This window comes from Cryobacterium sp. 10I5, assembly GCF_035019865.1.
Lineage (GTDB): Bacteria > Actinomycetota > Actinomycetes > Actinomycetales > Microbacteriaceae > Cryobacterium > Cryobacterium breve_A.
Map to the genome: position 1 here is coordinate 1 of NZ_JASJVI010000227.1, position 353 is coordinate 353.

Genomic DNA, 353 nt, shown 5'->3' on the forward strand with positions numbered 1-353 from the left:
ATCCCGGTGTCCGCACCGAGGGCCTTGACCAGGTCGTCGACTTTCCGGGTCGAGACGCCGTGGACGTAGGCCTCCATTACGACCGCGAACAGGGCCTGGTCTACCCGCCGGCGGCGCTCGAGCAGCGCGGGGAAGAAGGACCCGGCGCGCAGCTTCGGGATCTTCAGGTCGAGGTCCCCGGCCGTGGTGCTGAGGGTGCGCGCTCGGGTGCCGTTGCGGTGCGTGGTGCGGTCGCCGGAGCGTTCGAATGGGGCGGCGCCGATGAACGCGGTCGCTTCCGCATCGATCAATTCTTGATACAAGGTTTCCGTCGCGACGCGGATGCGATCGGTGACATCGGTGAGTTTGAGTTC

1 protein-coding gene is annotated in these 353 nt (G+C 66.9%); it reads right to left on the minus strand.

The features are described from left to right. Positions 1-353 (minus strand): transposase (locus QN350_RS19810; RefSeq protein ID WP_323517233.1); only part of this gene is annotated, 353 nt, incomplete at both ends.